This is a genomic window from Variovorax sp. GW821-FHT10C12 (assembly GCF_059415405.1).
In genome coordinates, this window is the sequence record NZ_JBWKNE010000009.1 from 31,053 (window position 1) to 56,398 (window position 25,346).

General features: G+C 69.9%; 29 protein-coding genes. 12 read left to right on the forward strand and 17 right to left on the reverse strand.

Annotated features, from left to right (window positions below; translation table 11 throughout):
* The first annotated feature begins 194 nt into the window (after positions 1-194).
* The 3 genes from AC07OH_RS27375 (at position 195) to AC07OH_RS27385 (ending at position 1,855) form a co-directional block, all read left to right on the forward strand.
* On the forward strand, positions 195-797 hold the full coding sequence (locus AC07OH_RS27375) for a cell envelope protein SmpA (protein ID WP_495302797.1): 603 nt from the start codon (positions 195-197) through the stop codon (positions 795-797).
* Positions 798-958: 161 nt separating this feature from the next.
* Positions 959-1,387, forward strand: a complete 429-nt coding sequence (locus tag AC07OH_RS27380; protein WP_099791301.1) for a CBS domain-containing protein — start codon at positions 959-961, stop codon at positions 1,385-1,387.
* A 105-nt stretch (positions 1,388-1,492) separates the two neighbouring features.
* Positions 1,493-1,855: an HPF/RaiA family ribosome-associated protein gene (locus AC07OH_RS27385; protein ID WP_492696528.1), complete on the forward strand. Its 363-nt coding sequence runs from the start codon at positions 1,493-1,495 to the stop codon at positions 1,853-1,855.
* Positions 1,856-1,867: 12 nt separating this feature from the next.
* On the opposite strand, the gene AC07OH_RS27390 is transcribed toward AC07OH_RS27385, so the two are convergent.
* From AC07OH_RS27390 to AC07OH_RS27420, 7 genes are all read right to left on the reverse strand, one after another.
* A complete protein-coding gene (locus AC07OH_RS27390) occupies positions 1,868-2,329 on the reverse strand; it encodes a MerR family transcriptional regulator (RefSeq protein ID WP_495302798.1) in 462 nt (153 codons plus the stop codon).
* Positions 2,319-2,735, reverse strand: coding sequence for a nuclear transport factor 2 family protein (locus AC07OH_RS27395; RefSeq protein WP_495302799.1), 417 nt, complete (start codon positions 2,733-2,735; stop codon positions 2,319-2,321). The genes AC07OH_RS27390 and AC07OH_RS27395 overlap by 11 nt, the downstream gene beginning before the upstream one ends.
* A gap of 104 nt (positions 2,736-2,839) precedes the next feature.
* Complete coding sequence (locus AC07OH_RS27400; protein ID WP_495302800.1) at positions 2,840-3,766, reverse strand: SDR family NAD(P)-dependent oxidoreductase; 927 nt, start codon at positions 3,764-3,766, stop codon at positions 2,840-2,842.
* A 112-nt stretch (positions 3,767-3,878) separates the two neighbouring features.
* Positions 3,879-4,259 (reverse strand): response regulator, encoded by a 381-nt coding sequence (locus AC07OH_RS27405; RefSeq protein WP_495302801.1) that lies wholly within the window; start codon positions 4,257-4,259, stop codon positions 3,879-3,881.
* A gap of 146 nt (positions 4,260-4,405) precedes the next feature.
* Positions 4,406-5,962 carry a glutamate--cysteine ligase gene (gshA, locus tag AC07OH_RS27410; protein WP_070062562.1) on the reverse strand — a complete coding sequence of 519 codons (1,557 nt, stop codon included), beginning with the start codon at positions 5,960-5,962 and terminating at the stop codon, positions 4,406-4,408.
* 165 nt (positions 5,963-6,127) lie between these two features.
* On the reverse strand, positions 6,128-6,445 hold the full coding sequence (locus AC07OH_RS27415) for a putative quinol monooxygenase (RefSeq protein ID WP_062477003.1): 318 nt from the start codon (positions 6,443-6,445) through the stop codon (positions 6,128-6,130).
* Positions 6,446-6,500: 55 nt separating this feature from the next.
* Complete coding sequence (locus tag AC07OH_RS27420; RefSeq protein ID WP_495302802.1) at positions 6,501-7,163, reverse strand: alpha/beta hydrolase; 663 nt, start codon at positions 7,161-7,163, stop codon at positions 6,501-6,503.
* A gap of 167 nt (positions 7,164-7,330) precedes the next feature.
* Between AC07OH_RS27420 and AC07OH_RS27425 the strand changes: the two genes are divergently transcribed.
* On the forward strand, positions 7,331-7,807 hold the full coding sequence (locus AC07OH_RS27425) for a Fur family transcriptional regulator (protein WP_095747674.1): 477 nt from the start codon (positions 7,331-7,333) through the stop codon (positions 7,805-7,807).
* A 16-nt stretch (positions 7,808-7,823) separates the two neighbouring features.
* Positions 7,824-8,477 (forward strand): FMN-binding negative transcriptional regulator, encoded by a 654-nt coding sequence (locus AC07OH_RS27430; protein ID WP_495302915.1) that lies wholly within the window; start codon positions 7,824-7,826, stop codon positions 8,475-8,477.
* Positions 8,478-8,490: 13 nt separating this feature from the next.
* Here AC07OH_RS27430 and zigA read toward each other — a convergent pair whose 3' ends face one another.
* Complete coding sequence (zigA, locus tag AC07OH_RS27435) at positions 8,491-9,684, reverse strand: zinc metallochaperone GTPase ZigA (protein ID WP_492680467.1); 1,194 nt, start codon at positions 9,682-9,684, stop codon at positions 8,491-8,493.
* Positions 9,685-9,794: 110 nt separating this feature from the next.
* On the opposite strand from zigA, the gene AC07OH_RS27440 reads away from it, so the two are divergent.
* Positions 9,795-10,211 carry a hypothetical protein gene (locus tag AC07OH_RS27440; RefSeq protein WP_495302803.1) on the forward strand — a complete coding sequence of 139 codons (417 nt, stop codon included), beginning with the start codon at positions 9,795-9,797 and terminating at the stop codon, positions 10,209-10,211.
* Positions 10,212-10,234: 23 nt separating this feature from the next.
* The gene (locus tag AC07OH_RS27445) at positions 10,235-10,813 is read left to right on the forward strand and encodes a GNAT family N-acetyltransferase (protein ID WP_495302804.1); all 579 of its coding nucleotides are present in this window, start codon (positions 10,235-10,237) and stop codon (positions 10,811-10,813) included.
* Between the two features lie 2 nt (positions 10,814-10,815).
* Here the strand turns inward: AC07OH_RS27445 and AC07OH_RS27450 are convergent, their stop codons facing one another.
* Positions 10,816-11,727 (reverse strand): SDR family oxidoreductase, encoded by a 912-nt coding sequence (locus tag AC07OH_RS27450; protein WP_495302805.1) that lies wholly within the window; start codon positions 11,725-11,727, stop codon positions 10,816-10,818.
* A 64-nt stretch (positions 11,728-11,791) separates the two neighbouring features.
* Complete coding sequence (locus AC07OH_RS27455) at positions 11,792-12,664, reverse strand: helix-turn-helix domain-containing protein (protein ID WP_495302806.1); 873 nt, start codon at positions 12,662-12,664, stop codon at positions 11,792-11,794.
* Between the two features lie 92 nt (positions 12,665-12,756).
* Between AC07OH_RS27455 and AC07OH_RS27460 the strand changes: the two genes are divergently transcribed.
* On the forward strand, positions 12,757-13,416 hold the full coding sequence (locus AC07OH_RS27460; protein WP_495302807.1) for a glutathione S-transferase: 660 nt from the start codon (positions 12,757-12,759) through the stop codon (positions 13,414-13,416).
* On the opposite strand, the gene AC07OH_RS27465 is transcribed toward AC07OH_RS27460, so the two are convergent.
* A complete protein-coding gene (locus tag AC07OH_RS27465) occupies positions 13,417-15,810 on the reverse strand; it encodes a PepSY domain-containing protein (protein WP_495302808.1) in 2,394 nt (797 codons plus the stop codon).
* Between the two features lie 55 nt (positions 15,811-15,865).
* Positions 15,866-17,986 (reverse strand): TonB-dependent siderophore receptor, encoded by a 2,121-nt coding sequence (locus AC07OH_RS27470; protein ID WP_495302809.1) that lies wholly within the window; start codon positions 17,984-17,986, stop codon positions 15,866-15,868.
* 222 nt (positions 17,987-18,208) lie between these two features.
* Between AC07OH_RS27470 and AC07OH_RS27475 the strand changes: the two genes are divergently transcribed.
* Positions 18,209-18,526, forward strand: coding sequence for a hypothetical protein (locus AC07OH_RS27475; protein ID WP_495302810.1), 318 nt, complete (start codon positions 18,209-18,211; stop codon positions 18,524-18,526).
* 19 nt (positions 18,527-18,545) lie between these two features.
* Here the strand turns inward: AC07OH_RS27475 and AC07OH_RS27480 are convergent, their stop codons facing one another.
* On the reverse strand, positions 18,546-19,445 hold the full coding sequence (locus tag AC07OH_RS27480) for a LysR substrate-binding domain-containing protein (protein ID WP_495271692.1): 900 nt from the start codon (positions 19,443-19,445) through the stop codon (positions 18,546-18,548).
* A gap of 128 nt (positions 19,446-19,573) precedes the next feature.
* Here AC07OH_RS27480 and AC07OH_RS27485 point away from each other — a divergent pair, with 128 nt between their 5' ends.
* Complete coding sequence (locus tag AC07OH_RS27485) at positions 19,574-20,896, forward strand: MFS transporter (protein WP_495302811.1); 1,323 nt, start codon at positions 19,574-19,576, stop codon at positions 20,894-20,896.
* Between the two features lie 46 nt (positions 20,897-20,942).
* A complete protein-coding gene (locus tag AC07OH_RS27490; RefSeq protein ID WP_495302812.1) occupies positions 20,943-22,046 on the forward strand; it encodes a M14 family metallopeptidase in 1,104 nt (367 codons plus the stop codon).
* A 16-nt stretch (positions 22,047-22,062) separates the two neighbouring features.
* On the opposite strand, the gene AC07OH_RS27495 is transcribed toward AC07OH_RS27490, so the two are convergent.
* Positions 22,063-22,860, reverse strand: coding sequence for an enoyl-CoA hydratase/isomerase family protein (locus tag AC07OH_RS27495; RefSeq protein WP_495302813.1), 798 nt, complete (start codon positions 22,858-22,860; stop codon positions 22,063-22,065).
* 77 nt (positions 22,861-22,937) lie between these two features.
* Positions 22,938-23,372: a hypothetical protein gene (locus AC07OH_RS27500; RefSeq protein ID WP_495302814.1), complete on the reverse strand. Its 435-nt coding sequence runs from the start codon at positions 23,370-23,372 to the stop codon at positions 22,938-22,940.
* A 136-nt stretch (positions 23,373-23,508) separates the two neighbouring features.
* Between AC07OH_RS27500 and AC07OH_RS27505 the strand changes: the two genes are divergently transcribed.
* Positions 23,509-23,724: a hypothetical protein gene (locus tag AC07OH_RS27505; RefSeq protein WP_095948954.1), complete on the forward strand. Its 216-nt coding sequence runs from the start codon at positions 23,509-23,511 to the stop codon at positions 23,722-23,724.
* A 26-nt stretch (positions 23,725-23,750) separates the two neighbouring features.
* On the opposite strand, the gene AC07OH_RS27510 is transcribed toward AC07OH_RS27505, so the two are convergent.
* On the reverse strand, positions 23,751-24,668 hold the full coding sequence (locus tag AC07OH_RS27510; protein ID WP_495302815.1) for a DUF808 domain-containing protein: 918 nt from the start codon (positions 24,666-24,668) through the stop codon (positions 23,751-23,753).
* 89 nt (positions 24,669-24,757) lie between these two features.
* On the reverse strand, positions 24,758-25,276 hold the full coding sequence (locus tag AC07OH_RS27515) for a GNAT family N-acetyltransferase (protein WP_062477596.1): 519 nt from the start codon (positions 25,274-25,276) through the stop codon (positions 24,758-24,760).
* Positions 25,277-25,346: the final 70 nt, after the last annotated feature.

Below are 25,346 nucleotides of genomic sequence, written 5' to 3' on the forward strand. Positions count from 1 at the left end.
GCTGTCTGGAAGGGGTCCGGCCTCGCAAGCCGGGTGCGCATTGTGAACCGGGAAACGGACCGATTTCTCGCTGCTGCGCTTTTGATAGCACCAACTGGCGTATTCACTGGCTTGTTGGCCGCCGGATCACCCCTAGAATCCGCGCGCTGCGCCTGCAGCCGTTTCAAAAAGTCACACCGAGGGAGATCCTTTTCATGGTCCAGCGCCTTGCCGCCGCCGCCCTGCTCGCGGCCACCACCATCCTGTCCGCCACCGTGGCGCATGCCCAGCGCCCATCGCCGCCGCCCGGCCCGCTGACCGACGGCTTCCTGTGCTGCAACATGCGCACGTACGGCGACTCGATCAGCGACATCAACTACGACGAACAGGGCACGAGCATCGTCGCCGTGGGCACGCCGGCGCGCATCACGGCCTACGACTTCCGCTTCTTCAACGTCGATCTCGCGGGCAAGCCCCAGCGCATCAAGAACGACTACAGCCGCAACATCACGCTGATCGACTTCGCCAAGCGCTACGTGGTCACCGAAGACCCGAAGCGCAAGATCGCGAGCTTCCCGCCCGCGGTCGGCGCAGCCATCGTCGCGGGCAAGGTGATGCCCGGCATGACGCGCGAACAGGTGCTCATGGCCATCGGCTACCCGGTGGCCAGCGAGAACCCGAGCCTGGACGCATCGGTGTGGCGCTACTGGCGCGACAGCTGGTCGGAGTTCCAGGTGAACTTCGACGCGCAGGGCCTCGTGAAGGACGTCGCGGGCAACGCCGTGGCGCTGAGCCGCGTGCTCGCCACGGCCCCCTGAGCACCCTCTGAGGACACCGGGGTTCGTGTGCGCGGCATGACACGCGCAACACCCCGGAGGGTTTTGCATCGCACGGGGCGATTCCGCCCCTATGATTTGTCCGAAGCACGGCGCCGCCACGTGCGTCGGCCGGATCGAAACCCCTGAATGGAGTGCCTGCGATGAAACCCGTCTCCGAACTGCTCAAGCGCCACGATTCCGCCGCCTGGCGCACCTCGCCCGATACCAGTGTGTTCGACGCGCTGGCCACGCTGGCGCATTTCGAAGTGGGCGCGCTCATGGTGATGGACGGCGAGAAGCTCGTGGGCTTTTTGTCCGAGCGCGACTACACCCGCAAGGTGGCGCTGCAGGGCAAGAACTCCAAGGAGGTGAAGGTCTCCGAGATCATGACGCCCGACGTGATGACCGTCACCCCGCAGACCCAGACCCACGCCTGCATGGCGCTCATGAGCCAGCGCAAGTTCCGTCACCTGCCCGTGGTCGACGGCGACAAGGTGGTCGGCATGATCTCGATTCAAGACCTGATGGACGACATCATTTCCGAGCACGAGCAGACGATCACGCAGCTGACCAGTTACATCCAGAGCTGAGCACGCGGCCATGCCCCGGCAAAAAGGGGCAACACACCTACGCGCAGGGGCACTCTTTCGGGTGCACAGTGAAGGCTCGTTCACCATCCAGCAGGGACATACGCAATGCAGATCCAGGTCAACACGAGCAATGGCATCACCAACAAGGACACGCTGGAGCGCTGGGCAGACACCGAGATCAAGCAGCACCTGAGCCGTTTCGTCGAAGACGTGACGCGCGTCGAGGTGCACCTGAGCGACGAGAACCACGACAAGGCCGGCGGCGGCGACAAGTGCTGCGTGATGGAAGCACGCCTGGCGCACCACCAGCCGCTCGCGGTGACACAGCACGCCGCCAGCCTCGACGAGGCCTTCCGCGGCGCGGCCGACAAGCTCAAGCGCCTGCTCGACAACACGCTGGGCCGTCTCAACAACCACCGCGCCCGCGATTCGATCCGCCGCGACGGCGAGGGCTTCGTCGCCGAGTAGTCGAGTCGAAGCTCAGCGCGCCGGCTTGCGCTTCGGCGCGGGCAGGCGCTGCGGCGTTTCCACCGGAATGAGCGGCGGGCGCCGCCCGTCGGCCATCCAGGCGTCGTAGAAATCGATCTTGCGATCGACCAGCGACAGCGCCTGCTGCCAGTCGGCAATGGTCTGGTGCACGCGCGCGCGGTGCGCCTCGAGCAGGTCGCGCCGCTGGCGCAGCGTGGTTTTTCCCTGCATCGCGAGCGCCGTGTAATCGCGCATCTCGGCGATCGACATGCCGGTGCGGCGCAGCCGGTCCATCAGGTCGAGCCAGCCCACATGCAGCTCGCCGTACACGCGCCGCCCGCCCGCGTCGCGCGCCACGCCGGGCACCAGGCCTTGCGATTCGTACCAGCGGATGGCGTGCACCGTGCGGCCGGTGCGCGCGGCCAGCTCGCCGATGTGGAATGACGGCGTGGCAGTGCTGGCGTCAGCCGGCATGGGCGGTTGGCGCATCGAGCGCCCGCTCGACCAGCGCGGTGTCGAAGTACTCGGTCAATGTTTTCACCTGGCCTCCTTCGAGTCGGTAGACGTAGCAATAGCGGTTGTTGTAGCGCCTGCCGGCCTTGGTCGGCACGTCGCCGCTGAACAGCACCACCACGCGGTCGCCTTCCGCAATGATGCATTCGGTCTTGCTCACATAGGGCCCGGCGAACTGCCTGAACAGCGGCTTGATCAGCTCTTCGCGGATCGCCTGCTTGCCCTGGTAAGTGCGCGACCAGGGCGTGCTGCCTTCCAGCGTCCAGCTGGCGTCGTCGGCCAGGCTGTCGATGAAGGCCTGGCCGTTGCCCCTGTCCAGCTCCGCGTGGATGCGCTGGACCAGGGCCTTGTTGTCGATCGTGTGCATGGCGTGATTTCCTTGGATGAATGAAGACACCGGACATCCGGTGAATTCATTGGAAATGCTCGAGTGCGCTCGAAGTCAAGCGCCATGCACCGAGTGACGAAAGTTCAGCCCCGGCCGGCGTTCGCCTGGCCCTTGGCGACTTCGTTCGCGCCCTGGGCAGCGCCGCTTTGCGGCACGGCCTCGCCTTCGCGGGCCGTCACTTCCGACAGGCGCGCGGCCAGCTGCTCGGGCGTGTCAGCGGCAATGCCCAGCCAGGCGCCCTGCGTCAGCGTGATGTGGGCGGCCTCGAAGGTGCCGGCGCCAGCACAGAGGATGGTGCGGTTGGGCGCGTCCTGCGCGGCCAGCACCAGCATCGCGGGCACCACGGCCTCGGGGCGGAAGGCCTCGAGCATGTCCTTGGGGAACAGGTCTTCCGTCATGCGCGTGGCGGCGGTGGGCGCCAGGCAGTTCACGCGGATGTCGTTCTTGGCGCCTTCGATGCTCAGCGTCTGCATCAGGCCCACCAGCGCCAGCTTGGCAGCGCCGTAGTTGCTCTGGCCGAAGTTGCCGTACAGGCCCGACGACGACGTGGTCATCACGATGCGGCCGTACTTCTGCTCGTTCATGAGCGCCCAGACGGCCTTGGTGCAGTTCACGGCGCCCATCAGGTGCACGTCGACCACGAGCTTGAAATCGTCCAGCTCCATCTTGGCGAAGCTCTTGTCGCGCAGGATGCCGGCGTTGTTCACCAGGATGTCGACGCGGCCCCAGGCGTCGACCGCCTGCTTGACCATGGCCTGCACGGCCTCGAAATCGGTCACCGAGGCGCCGTTGGCCATGGCTTCGCCGCCGGCCGCCTTGATCTCGTCGACCACCGCCTGCGCGGCGCTGACCGAGCCGCCCGAGCCGTCGCGCGCGCCGCCCAGGTCGTTGACCACCACCTTGGCGCCGCGCGCCGCCAGTGCCAGCGCATGCTGGCGGCCCAGGCCGCCGCCCGCGCCGGTCACGATGGCCACGCGGCCCTTGAAGTCGATGGAGGTGCTGTTGCTCATGGGTCTCTGCTCGCTGTCTGTAGGGAGTTGGGAAAGGGGTGCCGACGGGCGGCAACCCGGCGTTTTACCTCAGTTCCCAGCCCCGTTTGCCCTCGGGCGCCCCTCGCGGGAGTCACCCATGCGACGGCTGGACGGTCGCGCAGTACGCCACCAGCTGGTCGAGCTCGGCCGATTTGTCGAAGAAGGCGTCGGCGCCCAGTTGCTGCGAGCGCAGGCGCATGTCGGCGGTGGCGTAGTTGCTGAGCACCACCACCTTCTGGTGCGGCGAGCGCTGGCGGCAGGCGTTCAGCACGGCCAGGCCGTTGCCGCGCTGCAGGAACAGGTCGACGATGGCCAGGTCCCAATCGCTCTTGTGATCGCGCAGCCAGTCGAGCGCTTCGTCGGCGGTGCTGGCCGAGGCGATCACGTGCGCATCGGCCACGTCCTCGAGAAAGTCGACCAGGTTCTCGCGGATCACCGGACTGTCCTCGACCAGGTAGGCGTGGAGCGTCATGGTGGGAGTCTCGGGTCCGGAACTTGGCAGCGCATGGCGCCATCTTCCGGGCTGGCCGCAGGGCCACGGTGGGCCGGACAGGCCAATGGCTGTAGGCCATCGGCCAGCGGCGCTGTCGGTGTGCGCCGCCCGCCCCTGGCGGCGCTTCAGGCTGCGACCGGCAGGCGGCCGGGGGCCATGCCCAGGCGCGCCGGCGAGACGTACTGCTCGCGGTAGATCTCGAAGGGCATGGTGTCGGCCGCCTCGATGCGCTTTTGCGCCTGGATCGACTCGGCCGTCATCTGCTCGAAACCGGCCTGCTGCGCGGCCGTGAACGGCAGCGCGAGCAGCGCGGCGCGGGTCTGCTCCGACTGGGCGCGCACGAAGCCGACGAAGGAGTTGCCGTGCTGCTGCTCGATGGCCGCGAGCACGCGGGCCGAGGGCAGGCTGTCCGGGTTCTCGAGGCCGGCCTTGGCGGCGCGCACCGCATCGACATGCTGCGTGCCGCCCTGCGCCGCGTCGAGCGCGGCGGCAATCGGCAGGCACTGCTCGACCAGCTCCAGGCCCCAGTCGGTGAGCCCGACCTCGCGCCCGTCGCGGCGCAGCTTCAGCCCCGGCTCGCGGCCGCGCGCGGCCGTGAGGTGCTGGTTCTGCGCCAGGTCGGCGATTTCCTGCGGCGTGTCGTCGGGGCTGTCGTTCAGCAGACAGTGCAGCAGGAACACGTCGATGAAGCGCATGGTCTGCGCGTTGATGCCGACGGTCTCGAAGGGGTCGAGGTCCATCAGGCGCACCTCGACGTACTCCACGCCGCGCTCGCGCAGCGCATGCAGCGGGCGCTCGCCGGAGTGGATGACGCGCTTGGGGCGGATGGTGCCGTAGAACTCGTTCTCGATCTGCAGCAGGCTGGTGCCCAGCTGGTTGTAGTCGCCGCCCAGGTTGCGGATGCCGATGGCCTCGTAGGCCGGCCACGGGCGCGTGAGCGCGTCCTGCAGCGAGGCGCCGTAGCCCTCCAGGCTGTTGTAGCTCACGGCCAGCGAGGCCTGCGCCTCGCTCTGGTAGCCCAGGCGGCCCATGCGCAGCGAGGTGCCGTGCGGCATGTACATGCTGCCGTCGCCCAACGGCTGCAACTCGTGCGGGCGGCCCGCGACAAAGCTCGAACACAGGGCCGGCGAGGCGCCGAACAGGTACAGCAGCAAAAAGGCCTGGCGGCGGAAGTTGCGGATCAGCGCGAAATACTCTTCGCTCGACACCTCCGGCAGCGACCAGTTGTAGTGGATGCCCGAAATGGTCTGCATGCGGCGGCCATACCGGTGGCTCAGGCCCATGCGGTACACGCTCTTGGCGCGGCCCACGTTCGACGAGCCGTAGCGGCCGATCGGAATGGTCTCGTCGGTCGGCAGGCCGCAGGGCATGCTCGACACCCACAGGCGCTCGTCGCCGAGCTGGTCGAGCACGCGGTAGGTGAACTGGTGCACCCGCGTGAGCTCTTCGAGCGCCGACTCCACGCCCGCGTGCACGCCCGTGATGAGTTCGAGCTGCGATTCGCTGAAGTCGGTCGTGATGTGCGGATGCGTGAGCGCCGAGCCCAGCGCCAGCGGATGCGGCGTGAGGGCCAGCTTGCCGTCGGGCAGCGCGCGCAGGCTTTCCTTCTCGATGCCGCGACGCATTCCCTTCAATCGCGCGGCCGGGAGTGCACCCAGCCTCTCCTGCAATCTGTTGCTCATGTTCTTATGACCCATCAATCTTCTGTGGGGCTGGAAGGTAGCACGGGCGGACAGGCACTGCTGAAGCAGGGAATCCCGCATCCGGCTATGCTGTTTTTTGCTACTTTTTTCATAGCTACCCTCTCAAATGCCACCGGCCTTGCGGCGCGCAGCGGGGTTCGAAATTCAGGCCTTGGCGCGGCCCGCCGCGAGGTCGATCTCTTCCGACTGGTAGACATGGATCGACGGCACGCCGTCGGCCATGGCCGCGAGCGCCTTGCCGAAAGCACGCGACGCATCGACGCGAAAGTGCGCCTGCAGCGCCGCCATGTCGCTCCAGCGCTCCACGAAGGTGAGCTGCAGCGGGTCTTGCACGTCGGTCGTGACGTCATGCGAGATGCAGCCGGGCTCGGCGCGCGAGCGCAGCACGTGTTCCACACTGATGGCCAGCATCGCCTGCAGGGTGTCGGCCTTTGCCAGCGCGTGTCCGATGACGAGGATCATGGGCTGTCTCCTTCTGTGTCTGTCTGTCTCGTGGGTTGCCGCAGCGGCCTGTGCTTCAGCGCAGCACGCGCAGCAGGAAATCGTTCAGGTCGGCCACTTCTTCCATGCAGACCGAATGCGCCATCGCGTACTCGTGCCATTCGACGGCGTAGCCCAGAGCGGCGAGCGCGTCGCGCGATTGCGTGGCGCGTGCCAGGGGCACCATCGGGTCCTGCCGGCCATGGCCGAGGAACACCGGCGTGTCGTGGTTGGCGGCATGGCGCTCGGCCGCGGTGCTGGCCGCCAGCGGCAGCCAGCCCGACAGGCCGACGATGCCGGCCAGGCGCTCGGTGTGGCGCAGGCCGGTCAGCAGCGCCATGGCGCAGCCCTGCGAAAAACCGGCCACCACGATGCGGCTGGCGGCAATGCCACGGGCCTTTTCATTCGCGATCACGGCCTCGATGGTGGCCTGCGAGCGGCGCAGGCCCGCGGCGTCTTCCTGCGCATTGAAATCGGCCCCGGCAATGTCGAACCACGCCGGCATCTGGTAGCCGTTGTTCAGCGTGACCGGAATCACCGGCGCGTTGGGGAACACGAAGCGCACCGGGCCCACGGCCGACAGGTCGAGTTCGCCGGCAATCGGCACGAAGTCGTTGCCGTCGGCACCCAGGCCGTGCATCAGGATCACCGTGGCGGTGGGGTTCGGGGCGGTTTCGATTTCGATGGGAGGACGGGACATGGTCAACGAAGGTATTCAGGAATGCGAATGCCCAGACCTTAGCGCATTCGGGCGACCCGGGCCGCGGCGAAACGGCCGGTTGGCTGACTTGCACCTCGCAACATCCGGGCCCCCGGCTGTCCTTGCCGTCGCAAGGGGGCGCCGGATGCAACACAATGGCGTTTCGCATGAAGACCCCCACCCCGCCCCTGAAAAGCTCGTCGTCCCGCCCCGCCTTCGACAGCGAGGCGCTGCTGCGCGGCAGCGGGCTGCGCGTGACGCGCGCCGCCCAGACCGTGCTCGAGCTGCTCGAACACGGCTCGCAGCCGCTGACCCACGAGGAAGTGGCCGCCGCCTACACCGCCGCCACGGGCGAGCCGCCCGACCGCGTCACGCTCTACCGCGTGCTCGACCGGCTGGTCGAGGCCGGCCTGTGCGACCGCCGCGTGGGCGCCGACCGGGTCAACCGCTTCGCGCGGCACGTCGACACCGCCTCGGGCAACACCTTCGAATGCGACCAGTGCCACAAGGTGCTGGCCCTGCCCTCCGACCCCGAATTGCCCAAGGTGATGGGCCGGCTCGGCAAGGCGCTGCGCAAGCAGGGCATCGACACGCGGCACACGGCGCTCACGCTGCACGGCATGTGTGGCGACTGCGCTCGATAGTTTCATCGCGCTGCACGTGTACGTCTCCCGGCACCACCGCCAGCCCGACCTCGGCGCGAGCCACGCGCTGATCGACGCGCATCCGCTGGGCGCCTGGGTCGTGCCGGGCGCCGACGGGCTGGTCGCCAACCACCTGCCCTTTCTGCTCGACCGCTCGCGCGGCCCGTTCGGCACGCTGCGCGGCCACGTGTCGCGCGCCAATCCCGTGTGGCGTCGGCTCGATGCCCCGGCCCCTTCGGTCGTGATGTTCCAGGGGCCGCAGGCCTACATCACGCCCGGCTGGTCCCCCGGCAAGGCCGAGCACGGCCAGGTGGTGCCGACCTGGAACTACGCCGTCGCCCATGCGCACGGCATCGCGCGCGCCATCGACGACGAGGCCTGGCTGCTCGACCTGCTCGCGCGGCTGACCGCGGCGAACGAGGCCGGCCAGCCCGTGCCCTGGCAGACCACGGACGCGCCCGAGACCTTCATCCGCAAGCTGGCGCGCGCCGTGGTGGGCATCGAGATCCCCATCGACCGCCTCGAAGGCAAGCTCAAGGCCAGCCAGGACGAAGCCCTGCAGGACCGTCAAGGCACCGTGCAGGGCCTGACCGCCGTCGGCAGCGAGAACGCATCGGCCATGGCGCGGCTGGTGCAGCAGGCGATGCAGCCCGGCAGCGCCGGCGACTGAACCGCCCGCGCGCTCACACGTTCCACGACGGAAACGGATCGGGCAGGTTCTGCCACCACGAGGGGCCGAAGCGCATCTCGTTGGGCGTGAGCAGGCAGGCATCGAGCCGTGCGCGCAGCGCGGCTTCGTCCATGCCGATGCCGATCAGCACCAGCTCCTGGCGCGCGTCGCCGGTGGCGTCGTCCCAGTTCTTGCGGATGAGTTCGAGCCCGTCGGGGTCGGTCGGCCAGTGTTCGCGCGGCACGGCCGCCCACCACAGGCCCGCCACGCCGTAGCGGCAGGCGCCGCCGGCCTGCGACCACGCACCCGCGCGGGTCGGCCGGCTCGCGAGCCAGAAGAAGCCCTTGGAGCGCACCACGCCCTCCCACTCGCCCTGCACCAGGTCCCAGAAGCGCTGCGGATGGAACGGCAGGCGCGACCGATACACGAAGCTGCGGATGCCGTAGGCCTCGCTCTCGGGCACGTGCTCGCCGCGCAGCTCGGCCAGCCAGCCGGGCGCCTGCTCGGCCTGCTCGAAATCGAACAGGCCCGTGTCGAGCACGCGGTCGAGCGCGACGCGGCCGAATTCCGATTCTTCGATGCGCGCACGCGGGTTGAGGCTGCGCAAGATGGCCATCAGCCGCTCGCGTTCTTCCGCCGTCACGAGGTCGGTCTTGTTGACCACGAGCACGTCGCAGAACTCGATCTGCTCGATCAGCAGGTCGACCACCGTGCGCGTGTCTTCGTCGCCCAGCGACTGGCCGCGCTGGCCCAGGCTGTCGGGCGAGCCGTAGTCGCGCAGGAAGTTGAAGGCATCGACCACCGTGACCATGGTGTCCAGCCGCGCCACGTCGGCCAGGCTCTGGCCGTCCTCGCCCGCGAAGGTGAAGGTCTCGGCCACGGGCAGCGGCTCGGAGATGCCGGTCGACTCGATCACGAGCTGGTCGAAGCGCCCTTCCTTGGCGAGCCGCTTCACCTCGATCAGCAGGTCTTCGCGCAGCGTGCAGCAGATGCAGCCGTTGCTCATCTCGACCAGTTTCTCATCGGTGCGCGACAGCGCGGCACCGCCCTCGCGCACCAGCGCGGCGTCGATGTTGACCTCGCTCATGTCGTTGACGATCACCGCGACGCGGCGGCCCTCGCGGTTGTGCAGGATGTGGTTGAGCAGCGTGGTCTTGCCGGCGCCCAGGAAGCCGGACAGCACGGTGACGGGAAGGCGATCGGCCATGAGGGCAGGCTCCATAGTTGCAACAGAATTGCATTATATGGATTGACGCAACTCAGTTGCATTTATTGCAAGAGTGACCGACAGGCGCTCGCTCGCCTACCATCCAGCGCATGACCGATTTCTCTGCCTTCGTCGCCCCGCCGCCCTCCGACGCACCGCACGCGGCCGTCGTCGCCGCCGCGTCGGCCTGCCTCGACCGCTTCACGGCCGCGTTCAACGCCTCGGACACGCGCGGCATGGACGCCGAGCTGCACTTTCCGCACACGATGCTCTCCGGTGCGCGGCGGCTCGACTGGCCCGCGCCCGGCCGGCACCCCGCCGACTTCTTCGACACGCTCAAGGCCGGCGGCTGGGCCTCCACACAGTACGAGAAAAAGGAGCCTGTGCTCGTGAGCCACGACAAGGTGCACTTCGTCGTGCACTACACGCGGCGCGATGCGGCCGGCGCGGTGCTCAGCACGCACGCCAACCTCTGGATCGTCGTGCAGGCCGAGGGGCGCTGGGGCATCGCCCTGCGCTCGTACTGATCAAAAAACAAGGACCGTTTCCCATGTCCCTTTCCGCACTGCAACTCGTCTGGCCCTCGCCCGAGCACCTGCCCGGCTACATCGCCGCACTGGAACGCGGCTGGTCGCCGAACAACCTGCGGGCCGAAGCCGGCCGCGAAGAGCTGGCGCTGATCCGCGCCGACCCCGACGCCTTTCTTGCCGGCCTCGTCGACCGCGAGGCCAAGGGCCCACCCGTCGCGTTGCCCGCCGGCGGCACCGTGCCCCGGCTGCCGGGCTACCGGCGCTGGCTGTGGGACGGCGAGTTCTGCGGCAGCATCCAGCTGCGCTGGCAGCCGGGCACCAACGCCCTGCCGTCTTACTGCCTGGGCCACATCGGCTACGGCGTGGTGCCGTGGAAAAGCGGCCGGGGCTATGCCACCGCCGCGCTGCGCGCGCTGCTGCCCAATGCGCGCGCCATCGGGCTGGACCATGTCGAGATCACGACCAGCCCCGACAACCTCGCCTCGCAGCGCGTGATCCGCGCCAACGGCGGCGTGCTGGTCGAGGAGTTCATCACCGAGCCCGGGCTCGGCGGCGCGCCCGAGCTGCGCTTTCGCATCGACGTGCGCACACTCGGCTGACGCTACATCTCGAACGCCTCGACCTGCCGCCCGTCGATGTCGGTGAAGCCGTAGGCACGCGCCAGGTCACCCACGCGCAGCACCTGGCCGGTCTTGTCGAGCACCTGCGCATCGGCCGCCAGCGCGGCCACGGCGCGGCCCAGGTAGCGCGGCGATTCGGTGCGCGCCAGCGCGGGTCGCTCCTGCCAGTGCGCCTCGTCGGTCTTGTGGCCCGCGAGCACGAACTCGGTGCGCATCCAGCCCGGCGACACGGCCACCGAGGCCACGCCGTGCGGCTGCAGTTCCTGCGCGATGCCGAAGGCCAGCCGCGTCATCGAGGCCTTGGCGAGGTCGTAGAACAGGTTGCCGCGCAGGTAGTGGCCGCGGTCCCAGAAGGTGGTGGTGACGATCAGGCCCTGCTTGCGGCGCACCATGCCCGGCGCGGCGCAGCGGCTGGCCACGAGGTGGTTGCGCACGCCGCGGTCGAACATCGAATCCCAGTTGGCCAGCGGGTGTTCCCAGAACGGCGCCTCGAAGACACCGGTGAAGGTTTCGTGGCCGCCCCAGGCGTTGTTCACGAGCAGGTCGAGCCGGCCCTGCTCGCGCTCGACGCGCGCGAACAGCGCTGCCACTTCGTCTTCCTTCGTGTGGTCGCAGGCCACGGCGATGCCGCGCCCGCCGAATTGCGTGACCTCGTCGGCGGTGTCGTCGATGGTGCCGGGCAAGGCGGCCAGCTCGGACAGCGCGAGCAGCTGGCCGTAGCTGTCGGCCGGCCGCGCGCGGGTGCTGCGACCGGTCACGTACACGGTGGCGCCGGCCGCGCCCAGTTCCTGCGCGATGCCGCGGCCCGCGCCGCGGCTGGCGCCGGTGACCACGGCCACGCGGCCCATCAGCGGACGGTGCGCGGCGTCAGGGGTGGAGGGGGCTGCTGTCATTTTTCATTGCTCCTTCGTTCGGTGAGGGTCCTTGGGCAGGACAAGCCGCCACGATAGGCCGGCCTCAGCGCGCCGTCTTGGAAGAAACCGAAACCCTGCGCCCGAGGAACTCGGTGGGCGTCACGCCGCACAGAGCGCGGAACTCGTTGACGAGGTGCGACTGGTCGTAGAACCCGTGGTCCAGCGCCATGTCGGCGCAGGCCGGCGCGCTGTGCAGGCGCAGCGCGCGCAGGCAGGCATGCAGCCGCGCGAGCCGGCCCCAGGCACGCGGCGACAGCCCGACGTGCGCATGAAAAAGCTGCTGCAGCCGGCGCTCGCCCACACCGACCGCCTGCGCCACCTCGCGCAATGCCTGGCGCCCGTCGGCGGCGGCGATGAGCCGCGCGGCATGCATCGCGGCGGCCGGCGGCGTGCCAGCGCCGGCTTTCTGCAGGCGCTTCATCAGGGCCTGCTGCAGCAGCTGCGCGCGTGCGACATCGCCGCGCGCTTCGGCCATGCGCGCGAGCAACGTGGTGCCCTCGCCGCCCCAGAGTTCGTCGAGGTGCACCGCGCGGCCCGCGATCTCGCCGGCGGGCACGCCCAGCAGCGCCGCCGCCGCGCCGGGGCGCAGCGCCACCGACAGGCCTTCCACCGTGTCGCGCATCCGCACCACGGCCGGCGCGGCGAAGGCGCCGATGGCTTCGACCGCCTGCCCCGGCGCGTCGTCGGCCGAGGGCGCGTCGCCGAAGTTGAAGACCAGCCGGATCGCGCCGTCGGGCAGCACGCGCTCGCGCACCTCGTGGCCGGGCGCGAAGGTCTCGCGGTACATCAGCAGGTGCGAGACATGCGACCGCAGGGCCGGCGCGATCGGCAGCACCTGCAGCGTGCCGTCGGGCACGCCCGACTCCGGCCCGTGCAGCGGGTCGTCGTGGAGCCGGAGGAAAAGACGTTCGCCCATGGCGGTCGATTGTGAGGAAAAACCCGCCGCCGCGCGACCCGGCGGGCACGGGCCGACAATCGGCCGGCTCCCCTTGTCCACCTGTCGTTCGCATGCCCGATTCCGCCCTCCCCGTGCTCTATTCGTTCCGCCGCTGCCCCTATGCGATGCGGGCCCGGCTCGCGCTGGTGGCGAGCGAACAGCGCTGTGAACTGCGCGAGGTCGAGCTCAAGCGAAAGCCCGCCGAGATGCTCGCGGCCTCGCCCAAGGGCACGGTCCCCGTGCTGGTGCTCGACGGCGGCGCGGCGGTGCTGGAGCAAAGCCTGGACGTGATGCTGTGGGCGCTGCGCCGCCACGATCCGCTGCGCTGGCTGACGCCGGAGCGCGGCACGCTCGACGACCTGCTCGCGCTGGTGGCGGCGTGCGACAACGACTTCAAGCCGCTGCTCGACCGCTACAAGTACCCGGCGCGTTACCCCGCGTCGGAAGGCTCGGCGCGCGACGAGGGCGCGCGCTTCCTGCAAGGGCTCGAAGACCGGCTCGCGATGTCGGCGCAACTGGCCGGCGCGCATGCCACGCTGGCCGACGCGGCGCTCATGCCCTTCGTGCGCCAGTTCGCGATGGTCGATGCGGCGTGGTTCGACACGCAGCCCTGGCCGCGCCTGCAAACCTGGCTCGCGGGCTGGACCGCATCGGACATGTTCGCGCGCATCATGACCAAGCACGCGCCGTGGCAGGCCGGCGAACCGGGCGTGAGCTTTCCGCCCGCCTGATCAGTACACGTCGCGGCGGTAGCGCCCTTCGGCGATGAGCGCGTCCATGCCGCTCTCGCCCAGCACTTCGGTGAGCGCCGCATCCACGCCCGGCGCCATGCCTTCGAGGCTGCCGCAGACGAAGACGATCGCGCCCTCTTCGTCCACCCACTGCTTCAGCACCTCGCCAGCCTCGCGCAGGCGGTCCTGCACGTACACGCGCTGCGCCTGGTCGCGCGAGTAGACGAAGTCGGCACGCGCCACGAGGCCACCGGCCTGCCATGCCGCGACCTCGTCCGCGCCAAAGCCGTCGTGCGCCGCCTGCCGCTCGCCGAACACCAGCCAGTTGCGGCCGTGGCCGCGGCGTGCACGCTCGCGCAGCAACGCACGCAAGCCCGCAAAGCCCGAGCCGTTGCCGATGAAAACGCAGGGCCGCGCATCGTCGGGCAGCGCGAAGCCCGGGTTGGCGACGAGGCGCAGCGCGAGTTCCGTGCCCATCGGCGCGCCGACCGTGAGCCAGCCCGAGGCCACGCCCAGGCCGTTGTCGTGCCGCGCCTGCCGCACCAGCAGCTGGATGGCGCCGTCGGACGGAATCGACGCGACCGAGTAGCTGCGCGGCGCGGGCGCCGGGGCGCCGTCGTCGTGCATCTGGCGCGGCACGATCTCGACCAGTGCGCCGGGTGTCCAGTCCATCGTGCCACTGCCATCGACGCGTCGCAGCTCGATCTCGAACAGCGGATCGCCCTGGCTGCCCGCATTGAGCAGGCGCCGGCCGTCGAGCCGCCAGGCGTCGAAAGCCGGTGCGGTCGACACAGGCCACGCGGCATCGCGCACCCCGAAGGTCTCGCGCAGCGCGTCGTGCCAACGCGCGAGCGCTGCCGGGTCTTCGCCGTCCACCTCGATCATGGGGAACAGCGGCTGCGCGCCCTGGTTGTGCAGGTCGTGGTCGAGCTTGCGGCCGAAGCCGCAGAAGGTCGCGTAATGGCGGTCGCCGAGCGCGAGCAGGCCGTAGCGCAGATGGCGCAGGCCCGGGCCGCTCTGCCGCGCGAACGCACGGGCAAAGGCGCGCGCGCTGTCGGGCGGCTCGCCTTCGCCGAAGCTGCTTGCCACCCACAGCACCTGACGGAAGTGCAGCAACGCGTCAGCACTCAGTGCCGACACAGGACGCACGACCGCCGCGACACCGGCGGCCTGCAGCGCGCCGGCCGTCTGCAGCGCGAGGCGCTCGGCATGGCCGGTCTGGCTCGCGAAGGCGACCAGCACCTGCCCCGCATCGCCCGCCGGGGCGGGCACGGCGGCCGCATCGAGCCGCGCACGCTCGGCGCGCACGGCCTTCGCGGTGCGGCGGCGGCCGAGGTACATCATCCAGCCGCTGATCGCGAACAGCGCGAGCCCCAGGCTCGTGAGCATCATCACGATGCGCCCCGGCAGGCCCCAGTAGGTGCCCATGTGCAGCGGGTAGATGCTGTTCACGAGGCGGCCCGCGAGCGGCTTGTCGGCATAGCGTTCGTGGCGCAGCGTCTCGCCGGTTGCGGCGTGCAGGTACAGGCGGTTGCGCGCGCGCTCGTGCTCGGGGTGCGTGCGCAGGTAGTTGGCCTCGACCTGCGCCCCGTTGCGCGCGGGCAGCCGCAGCGTGACCAGGGCCCAGTCGCCGCCCGTGGTGTCGACGAACGCCTGCCAGACGCGCGCCAGGTCGAGCGTCACCGGGGCATCGGCCGGCGCGCGTTCGGCGCGCACCACGCGGCCCTCGCCCGCCGCGCCGTCCACCGCCTTGCGCAGCCCGTCGAAGGCCCAGTACATGCCGGTGGTGGTCGACACCACGTAGGCCAGCAGCGCGACGGTGCCGACCACCGCATGCAGGTTCCACAGGAAGGCCCGGCCGCGCAGCGCGAAGTCGATGCGCAGCCACTGGCGCCACGCGAAGGGCCGGCGCGGCCAGCGCAGGTACAGGCCCGACAGCGCCAGCAGCAGCAACAGGCCGGCCAGCGAGCCGGTGAGGGGCTTGCCGTCGTCGCGCGGCAGCAGCATCCAGCGGTGCAGCTCCTCGACGAACTCGAAGAAGTGCTCGCCCACGGGGTCGGGCAACAGCGCGCCGGTGGCGGGATCGACGAAGCGCGTCTCGCCGCGCCGCTCGCCGGGCGGCGGTGCGAAGCCGACGCGCGCGGGACGCCCGGGCTCGGCGAACACGGTCAGCGTCGCGATGCGGCGCCCCGGCGAATCCGCCTGCAGGCGCTCGAGCAGCGCGGGCGGCGCCAGCGGTGCGGCCGAGGCCGCGGGGATCGGGTTCAGCAGGTCCGTGATCTCGGCGCGGAACGACAGCGTCGCCCCGCTCAGGCCGATGACGACCAGCACGCTGCCCGCCGTGATGCCGATGAACCAATGGATCTGGAACCAGACGCGTCGCAGCAAAGCCATGAAAAACAGAAGAAAACGAGAAACAGGAAGCCCCGCCAGGGCGGGGCGCGCGGGTTCAGAGATCGATCTTGACCAGGGCCTTGATCGTACGCGGCGTGCCGACCGCCAGCCGCGTGCCGGCCGCCGACCAGTAGCGCTTGTCGCCCACGTTGTCGACGTTCAGCTGGAAGGTGGTGCGCCTGCCCATGAGCTGCGCCACGTAGCGCGCGCCCAGGCCGAAGACGGTGGTGCCGCCGATGAAACCCTGGTTCAGGTCGCCGACGGGACGGCGCCCCGTGAAGTACGCGCCGCCGTTGACCGACAGCCCCGGCACCGCCGCGATGTCGTACGAGAGGAAGGCGCTCGCCGTGGTGCGCGCCGTGTTCTCGGGCCGCTTGCCGTCGTACTGCGCGTTGATGCGGCGGAACTCGGCGTCCAGCCACTGGCCCGAGAGTTGCCACGCCAGCGCGGGCGTGAGCCGCCCCTGCGCCGACACCTCGAGGCCGCGGTAGCGCTGGCGCCCGCTGGCCACGAAGGTGTTGGCGCTGTCGGTGTAGGCGCCGGGCCGTTCGATGTCGAACAGCGCACCCGACAGCAGCGTGCCGCCGCCGGTCAGCCAGCGCAGGCCGACTTCCTTCTGCCGGCTCACGCCCGGCGGCATGCGTGTGTTCTGGTTGGCGGTGCCGGCCGGCGCCACCTCGCCCTCTTCCACGCCCTGCGAGTACGACACATAGGCCATGAGGTCGGGCGTGAACTTGTAGCTCAGCGCCGCCAGCGGCGTGGTCTTGCGCACGCTGTAGTCCAGGGCCGGCAGCGTGGCGCTCGCGCCCTGCCAGCTCTGGTAGCGCGTGTGGCGCAGGCCGGCCACCAGTTGCCACTGCGGCGAGAAGGTGATGCGGTCGAGCGCGTACAGCCCCAGCTCCTCGCTGTCCTGTGCGCCCGAGGTGGGCCGCGACGGCAGCGCGCTCAGCGCCAGCGCGCCGATGGGCACGGGGTTGTACAGGTTCTGCAGCGTGGTCGCGCCGCCGTAGTTGCGCTGGAAGACAGGCGCCTGCGTCTTGTCGCTGCGCGCCGCGCCGAGCGTCAGCTCATGCTGCAGCGCGCCGGTGGCGAAGGTGCCGAACAGCTCGGCGCGCAGCAGGTCGGAACGCTGCTCGAGGTGCTGCACGTTGCCCGTGAGGCGGCCGATGCCGGTGCGCACGTTGTAGGTGCCGAACTGCGCCAGGCGCCGGTCGCGCTCGGCCTCGGAATGGCCAGCCTCCACGCTGAGCGCCCAGTGGTCGCTCAGGGCGTAGTCGGCGCGCAGCTGGGTGTTGGTGACCTCGGCTTCGAACACGGCCCAGGGCGGCGCCAGCAACTTGTGCGGATCGGGCAGCGCCGGCAGCGCGATGACGCCGTTGACGGCCGCGAGCCGCGCGATGCCGGCCTGCTCGGTGATGCGCTTGCGGTAGTGCTCGATGTCGGCCTTGAGCGTGAGTCGCCGGTTCACGCGCCAGTCGAGGGCGGCCGAGACGAATTTGCGGTCGCCGTCCACGCCGTCGATGGTCGAGCCCAACTGGCCGCCGGCCGCGTTCAGGCGCAGCCCGAACTGGTCGTTCTCGCCGAACTGCCGGCCGATGTCGACCTGGCCCTGCAGCCCGCCCTGGTTGTCGACGCTCATACCCAGTGAGGTGACGGGCGTGCGCCCCGCGCGCTTGGTGACGAAGTTGATCACCCCGGCCGGCGTGGTGAAGCCGTAGTACAGCGCCGACGCGCCCTTGAGCACCTCGACGCGCTCCTTGTTCTCCATCGGAATCTCCGACACGTTGGGAATCGCGAGCGCGCCGTTGAGGCGGTAGTTGGTGCGGTTCTCCACGGCAATGCCGCGGATGACGAGCTGGTCGAAGGTGTCACCGCCGTTCTGCTGGCGCGTCACACCGGCCGTGTTGCGCAGCACGTCGTACACGCCCGCCGCGCCCTGCAGCTCGATCACCTCGCGCGTCACGGTGTTGACCGTGGCCGGCACGTCCATCACGGACGCGCCCCGGAACGTGCCCGCCTCGACCGTCTCGGCCAGGAAGCCGTTGGCGCGCGAGGCCTCGACGTTGACGGTGCTCAACTCGCTTGCCCGCGATTCGGGGGCAGCGGACGCAGGCACGGATTGCGCCAGCGCTGCCTGTACGGCGGCGAGCGCGAGGCTCACACAAACTCTCTTCATTCAAATCCCTTGGATGTTCTTCTGGCGGCGCACCTCCCGGCGGCCTGGTGACGCTTCCGGCGTGCGGAAGCGGGAGGGATTATGGATGAGAGGAGTTCTCATTTGACAACAGTTGCCGGACCCTGCCGATAGGATCGGACGCCAGAGCGTTCCATGTCGAAACGCCATCAAGGAGGAATTCATGACTGCCAGTGAAACATCGACCGGACGGGAGGCCCTGCGATGAAGACGGCCAGACGCCTGGCGCTCGGCGTGCTCGCCTGGGTCACCGTGGTTCCGCTGCTGGGACTTCTGTGCATGTGGCTGGGCCCATCGGTCCTTGACTCGCCCGAAGCCTCGCGCGTCACCATGTATGCGGTCCAGGCCATCAACCTCGGCGCGGCCGCGCTGCTCTACTGGTATGCCGTGCCGAGCGTGCCGCACTGGGGCCGACGCGCGGCCTACTTCGTCGCCTTCGTGGTGCTGATGGTGGTCGCCAGCGCCCTCGTGGCCTTCGGCGTCAAACTGCTTTTCGTGGCACTGGTGCTGTTCTCGCGTTGAGCAAAGGCCCGGCGGGCCGCTACGCCGCCCTCATCGCCGACGCCCGCTGAATGCACTCGATGAAATGCTGCGCCGCCGGCGTCGACGGCTGCCCGCGCCGGCGCACCACGCACACGTTCAGCACCGGCAATGTCTCGCGCACGTCGACGCGCCGGATGCCGTGGCGCTTGAAGCTGAGCCCGGCCAGCGGCTCGACGAAGAGGCCGATCAGGTCCATGTGCCCTACCAGCGCGAGCGCCACGGTGACCGAGTGGCCCTGCAGCACGCGCGTGGGCGGCGACAGCCCGAGCGGGGTGAACAGCGGCGCCACGGCGTTGGTTCCGCCGTGGTCGTCGCCCGGCAGGACCCATTCGGCGGCATAAAGGTCGTTCAGCGAGCGCGCGTTGCGCAGCGGATGGCGCTCGCGCAGGCCGACCACCAGCTGCACCGGGAACAGCTCCAGCGCCTCGAACTGCGGATCGAGCGTGCCGGGCACGATGTGCGCCACCGCGAAGTCGAGGTAGCCATCGCGCAGCCGCGCGAGCATCCACGGCAGCACCGCCTCGCTGAACTGCACGTCGACCGCCGGCAGGCGGGTGTGGAAGTCCTTGAAGGCGGCGGGCAGCACGGTGAGCGCGAACGAGGCGCTCACGGCCAGCGAGACGGAGCCGGTGGCGCCGTCGCGGATCTGCGCGATCTCGTCGCGGGCGCGTTCCATGTCGGCCAGCAGCAGCCGCGCGCGCGGCGCGAAGGCCAGGCCGAACTGCGTGAGCCGCACGCCTTTCACGCTGCGCTCCACCAGCGGCGCGCCGACCTCGCGCTCCAGCTCGCGCACGATCTTGGTCACGGCCGGCTGCGAAATGCCGAGCACGCGCGCGGCAGCGCGGATGCTGAGCTGCTCGACCACGGCCACGAAGGCATGCAACTGATTGGGTTTCATCTTTGGAGTGACAACCAAAAGTTATCGTTAACGCCCAATTATTGTCTTTTCATGACAGCGGCGAGTCTCTAGCATCCGCCGCGGTTCGGGCCCCCGCGGCCCGCGCCCCCGATACACACAGGAGACACATGAACACCCTCGCTTCCCAGCCCTCGCCTTCCTCGCCGGCCCGCCGGCGCCAGACCATCGTGGCCACCACCATCGGCAACGGACTGGAATTCTTCGACTTCACGGTCTACGGCTTTCTCGCGCTGGTGATCGGCAAGCTGTTCTTCCCCACCTTCAGTTCCTATGGCCAGCTGCTGCTGACGGTGGCGAGCTTCGGCGTCGGTTTCATCATGCGGCCGCTGGGCGGCATCGTGATCGGCGCGTACGCCGACCGCGCGGGCCGCAAGAAGGCCATGACGCTCACGATCTTCCTGATGGCGCTGGGCTGCGCGCTGATCGCCTTCACGCCGACCTACGCGAGCATCGGCGTCGCGGCGCCGATCGTGATCGTGCTGGCGCGCCTGATCCAGGGCTTCTCGGCCGGCGGCGAAGTCGGCGCCTCCACCACGCTGCTGGTGGAGCACGCCACGCCGGCCAACCGCGGCTACATGGCGAGCTGGCAGTTCGCGAGCCAGGGCCTGGGCGTGATGCTCGGCGCCGTGGTGGTGGGCGCGCTCACCTTCTCGCTCACGCCCGAGGCGATGCAGAGCTGGGGCTGGCGCGTGCCCTTCGTGCTCGGCATGCTGATCGCGCCGGTGGGCATGTACATCCGCCGCCACCTCGAGGAGTCGCTGCACATCGCGCCCGAAGACGCCAAGGCACCGCGGGAGAGCAGCCTGAAGATCGTCTGCACGCAGCACGGCAGGACGGTGCTGGCCGCCATCCTCGCGCTGGTGGGCGGCACCACGGCGGCCTACGTGGTCACCTTCTACATGCCGACCTACGCGGTGCGGGAACTCGGCCTCACGCCGTCGGTGGCGCTGTTCGGCGCGGCGCTCACGGGCCTGCTGTCGTTCGCGCTCGCGCCCTTCGTGGGCAAGTGGTCGGACATCGTGGGCCGCAAGCCGCTCATCCTGTGGAGCCGCATCGCGCTGGCGATCCTGATCTACCCGGGCTTCCTGTGGCTCAACGCCTCGCCGACGCCCACGGTGCTGTTCGTGGTGCTCGGCGTGCTGAGCATCGGCCTGGTGGGCCAGACGGTGCCGGGCATCACGATGCTGCCCGAGATGTTCCCGAAGGCGGTGCGCGCCAGCGGCATGTCGCTGGTGTACAGCGTGGGCGTGGCGCTGTTCGGCGGCTTCGCGCCCTTCGTCAGCACCTGGCTGGTCAACGCCACCGGCAGCAAGCTCGCGCCGGCCTGGTACCTCGTGGCGATGACGCTGGTGTCGCTGCTGGGCCTGCTCTGGCTGCGCGACCACACCGGCCGCGACATCGATGCCGCCAACGCCCACGCGCCGGCCTGATACCGTCTTCCTCCTTCCCGCCTTCATGCACAGGAATCTTCCCGCCATGTCCCAGCCTGCCACCGCCGCCACCCGCCATTTCTCGGGCACGTACGTCGAAGCCCGCGCCAAGTTCCTCGAGGCCGCCGCGGCGCGCGGCGCCACCATCGAGTCGTTCGTGCACCCCACGCACCGCGGCGCGCTCGGCGAAGAACTCGCCACCGACGTCGCGCTGATCGGCGCGGCCGACGCCAGGAAAGTGCTGCTCGTCACCTCGGGCACGCACGGCCCCGAGGGCTTCTGCGGCTCGGGCGCGCAGGTGGCCACGCTGAACGACGCCGACCTGCTCACGCGCCTGGAGCGCGCGGGCGTCGCGCTGCTGCTGGTGCATGCGGTGAACCCACACGGCTTCTCGCACCTGCACCGCACCAACGAAGACAACATCGACCTGAACCGCAACCACATCGACTTCAGCGCGCCGCTGCCGGTGAACGCCGAGTACGCCGACGTGGAGCCGCTGGTCCTGCCCGCCAGCTGGCCGCCGACGCCCGCCGACGACGCGGCCGTGGCGAGCTACATCGCCACGCACGGCATGACCGCCTTCCGCGCGGCCGTCACGCGCGGGCAGTACACCTCGCCCGACGGCCTGTTCTACGGGGGCACCGCGCCGTCGTGGAGCAACCGCACCATCCGCGCCATCCTGCGCGGCTACGCGGCCTCGGCCACGCACCTGGGCTGGATCGACGTGCACACCGGCCTGGGGCCCTACGGCCACGGCGAAAAGATCTACCCGGGCCGCAACACGCCCGAAGACCTCGCGCTGGCCCACGCCTGGTGGGGCGCCGACGTGTTCGCGCCCTTCGCGGGCGACTCGGCCTCGGCCGACGTGTCGGGCCCGGTGATCTCGACCGCCTACGACGAATGCCCGAACGCGCGCGTCGCGCCCATGGGCCTGGAGTTCGGCACGCTGCCCGACCTGGAAGTGCTCGACCGCCTGCGCGCCGACACCTGGCTGCGCCGCCACCCCGAGGCGTCCGAAGCGCAGAAGCGTGAGATCCGCCGCCGCCTGCGCGACGCGTTCTACTGCGACAACGACGAGTGGAAGGGCATGGTGCTGGGCCAGACGCGCGTCGTGCTGCTGCAGACCTTGCAGGGGCTGAGCAAGGCCTGATCCCGCGGACTTCGGCTCAGCCGAAGTTCGGCGCGCGCTTCTCGCGCAGCGAGGCCACGCCCTCGCGCACGTCGGCGCCGGCGAAGCCCATGAACTCCAGCGCCAGCGAGGCGTCGAAGGTCGGCCCGGCCTGGCGCAGCCAGTTGTTCAGCGCGTACTTGGTGAAGCGGATCGCGCTCTGGCTGCCGGCCGCGAGGCGGTCGGCGATCTCGTAGGCGCGCGGCAGCAGGTCGGCCTCGTCCACCGCCAGCGATACCAGGCCGATGCGCTCGGCCTCCTCGCCGCTCACCGGCTCGCACAGCAGCAGGTGGTACTTGGCCTTGGCCATGCCGCACAAGAGCGGCCACACGATGGCCGCATGGTCGCCCGCCGCCACGCCCAGGCGGGTGTGACCGTCGACGATCTTCGCGTTCTTGCTCGCAAGGGAAATGTCGGCCAGCAGCCCCGCCACCAGCCCCGCGCCCACGGCCGGGCCGTGCATGGCGCTCACGATGGGCTTGTCGCAGTTGACGAGGTTGTAGACCAGGTCGCGCGCTTCCTTCCACACGCGCTGGCGCACGGTGTCGTCGGTGGTCATGTCCTGCACCATGCCCAGGTCGCCGCCGCCCGAGAAGCCCATGCCCTCGCCGCGCAGCACGGCGCAGCGCACCGTGTCGTCGGCCGCCACGTCGCGCCAGATCTCGGCCAGCTCGCGGTGGCCGTCATGGCCGGCCGTGGGCAGCTTGCCGTTGGCGGCGCGCATCTGGATGTCGAGCACCGCGCCGTTCGCGCCGCGGCGCGTGAGGGCGAGGGTCTGGTAGCGGGTGTAGTCCATGCGTGTGTCTCCGCCCCGCACGCACGGCCATGGCGCGGGGACTTCGTTCGATGAAGGAGAGAAGAAAGGCCGGAGGCCTATTTTTGCGCGGCCAGCTCGCGACAGCGCTTCACGTTCGCATCGAAACGCGGCACCAGGCCCGGCTCGCAACCATCGTCGGCGGGGTTGAGCCGGCACATGCCGACCACCGCGTAGTCCATGACGGCCGCCGTGCACATCGGGTAAGCGGCCAGCTCGGGGTTGGCCTTGGCCTTGAAGCCCCAGCGCTCGGAGAACTGCACCATGCGCGTCATCGCGCCGAGGAAGAAGCTGCGGTCCTTCGCGGCGATGGCCGCTTCCATGCGCGGCAGCTCCTCGTTGAGGTAGCCGACCGAGTCCAGCGGAAAACCGGCGGGGTCGGGCAGCGGCTGCGCGAGGGCCGTGGCGGCCAGCAGGGCCAGCGAGGCGCCCACGCAGGCGCGTCGGAGCGGGAGGAAGAAGGCGGAACCGGTGGGCAGGTGGCGGTATGGCATGGCCTGCGATTCTGCAACGTTTGGAAGCATTTTTGCGCGCCGACCGATGCGCGCACGCGACGTTTTCAGGCGGCCACCGGCCTCCCCGCGCGGCGCGGGACAATGGCCGCTTCCGTTTTCCCTTGCAAAGACCCCCATGGCCCGACGCCCCCAACGACAGCTGCGCACCATCGAGCGCGGCATCCTCTGCCTCCTGATCGGCGTCGCCGTGCTGCTGGGGCCGCGCTTCCTGCAGGGCACGCGCTGGTTCGACATGGTGGCCGGCGCGTACCTCGTCGGCTGGTTCGCGCTCGCGCTGGGGGTGGCGCTGGTCGGCGTCGGCCTGTTCCAGCGCGGCAAGCCGGACCGCTGAGGCCCGGCCGCAAGGTCAACAGGCGCTCAGTGCGCCGCGGCTTTCTTGCCGCGCAGCTTGCCGACGAGTTCCACCACGGCCAGCACGACGGCACCGGCCACGAGGCCCACGACGGCATTGACGCCCATCGAGCCCAGCGTGCCGAACACGCCGCCCGTGGCCTTGGCCCAGTCTTCGACCGCATGGCCGAACGCCGGCACGCCGTGCACCAGGATGCCGCCGCCCACGAGGAACATGGCGGCCGTGCCGGCCACCGACAGGCCCTTCATGAGCCACGGCGCTGCCGCCAGGATGCCGCGACCCAAGCTGCGCGCCGCCGCGCTGCTGCGCTGGCTCAGGTACAGGCCCGCGTCGTCCAGCTTCACGATGCCGGCCACGAGGCCGTAGACGCCCACCGTCATGATCAGCGCAATGCCGACCAGCACGCTGAGCTGCGTCGTGAACGGCTGGCCCTGCACGGTGCCCAGCGTGATGGCGATGATTTCGGCGGAGAGGATGAAGTCGGTGCGCACCGCGCCCTTGATCTTGTCCTTCTCGACCGCGACCACGTCGACCGTGGTGTCGGCCACGGCCTTCTGGTGGCGCGCGGTGTCGGCCTCGTGCTCCTTCTTGTGCAGGAACTTGTGGGCCAGCTTCTCGGCGCCCTCGAAGCACAGGAAAGCGCCGCCCACCATGAGCAGCGGCGTCACCAGCCAGGGCAGCCAGGTGCCGATGGCCAGTGCGGCCGGCACCAGGATGGCCTTGTTGACGAGGGAGCCCTTGCACACGGCCCACACCACCGGCAGCTCGCGCTCGGTGCGCACGCCGGTGACCTGCTGCGCGTTCAGCGCCAGGTCGTCGCCGAGCACCCCGGCGGTCTTCTTGGCAGCAAGCTTGGTGAGGACGGCGACGTCATCGAGCACGGTGGCGATGTCGTCGAGCAGCAGGAGCAGGCTGGTGGCCATGGGCGAAGTCGGGCTGTGGAAGAAGCGGCGAGCTTATCCGCAGCCGATGGCCGCGCCGGTGAAGACCGTACGCGGCATCCGGGGGTGGATCAGTCCACCGCGCGCTTCAGGCGGATTTCTTCGACGCGGACGGTGCCCAGTGCGGTGGTCTTGGCCGTCTTCATCTCGCGCTTGAAGCCGGCGAGTTCGTGGAAGCGCATAGCGCGGTCGTTGCGCAGCGGCACCCAGATGGTGACCGTGGTGCAGCCTTCTTCGGCCAGGCCTTCGCGGGCGGCGTCCCAGAGAGCCACGCCGGCGCCCTTGCCCCAGTGCTCGGGCTTGACGTAGATGGCCCAGATCTCGCCCGTGGTGGGCGGCGTCTTGGGGTCGCGCGAGCGGTCGAAGCCCACGAAACCGACGATCTCGCTGCCGTGCGTCACCACATGGACCTGGGGTTCGCTGAATTCGATGGCCTCGCGCCACTTGGCCTCGCGCGAGGCGGGGGCCAGCACGCGCAGGTCGTCTTCGGACAGGATGCCTTCGTAGGCGGCCTTGGCAGAGAGGGCATGGACTTCGGCGACGGCCTTGGCGTCGCGCATCGTGGCGGGGCGAACTTCGTAATCGGACATGAAAGCGGAAAAACGTGTGGAACCGGCTATTGTCGCCGCACCGCTAAACTCCTCCGGCATCCGCACGTAT